Annotated in this window: 1 protein-coding gene; it reads right to left on the minus strand. The window is 48.9% G+C overall.

Annotated elements, in window-relative coordinates:
• Positions 1-1,000, minus strand: a 1,000-nt coding sequence (locus tag A3763_RS05095) for an AMP-binding protein (RefSeq protein WP_156494922.1), incomplete at both ends; no start/stop codon positions are given.

Consider the following 1,000-nt stretch of genomic DNA (forward strand, 5'->3'; position numbering starts at 1 on the left):
TGTTTGGGTTTGTGTAATCTGGGCACAGCTAGACCAAACGGTGGTTTCAGTTGGGCCATACATGTTCCAAAGCTCACTACAGCGTTGAAGTAGCTCTTCAGCTAAATCCAATGGCAATGCTTCGCCACCGCACAGTGCTTTTAATCTAGGCTCACCCTGCCAGCCACTACTGATCAGCAATCGCCAGGTGGCGGGTGTTGCTTGCATGAAGTTTGCCTGATGCTTTATCAGCAAGCTTAATAAACGTCGACCATCACTACTATCCTGTTTCTTGGCAATAATGATTTTGGCGCCGACCCAGAGTGGCAAGTAGAGTTCAAGTACGGCAATATCAAAAGACAAAGTTGTTACTGCCATCAGGGTATCATCAGCCTGGAGCCCTGGCTTTTCGGCCATGCTGTGTAAGAAGTTCATGACGGAAGCATGGGGTACCACAACGCCTTTAGGCTTTCCGGTAGAACCGGAGGTATAGATGATATACGCAGCTGTATCCTCAGGGATTGTTACATCTGGGCAAGCTGTGTTCTGCTGTGATAGACGTTCAGAAATCAGATCGGTATTGAGTATGTGTGCAACAGAAGGCAGGCGCTTGATATGCGTTTCTTGAGTGACTAGGTGTTGTAAGCCCGAGTCTTCAATCATGTACGCCAAACGATCATCGGGGAAGTCAGGGTCAAGCGGGACATAGCTGGCGCCGACTTTCAATATGCCAATTAGGGCCGCGAGCATATGCTGAGAGCGGTCCAGGCACAAGCCAACGCGGTCCCCAACCGATACGTGCTCCTCTAATAGGAGCTGAGCCCACTGTGAGCTAAGTTCATCAAGCTGACGATAGCTTAAGACTTCCTGCTCAAATATGACGGCATCTTTTTCGGCAAATTGTTGAGCTTGATGATGAAGGTAGTGACCGACAGTGCGAGGGGCGTTGGCTTGTTCTTCATGCCAAGCATGGTGCGTACCTAGGCTACGAGTAAGTAAATATTCATAATCGTTAATAGGG

This window comes from Oleiphilus sp. HI0128, assembly GCF_001635365.1.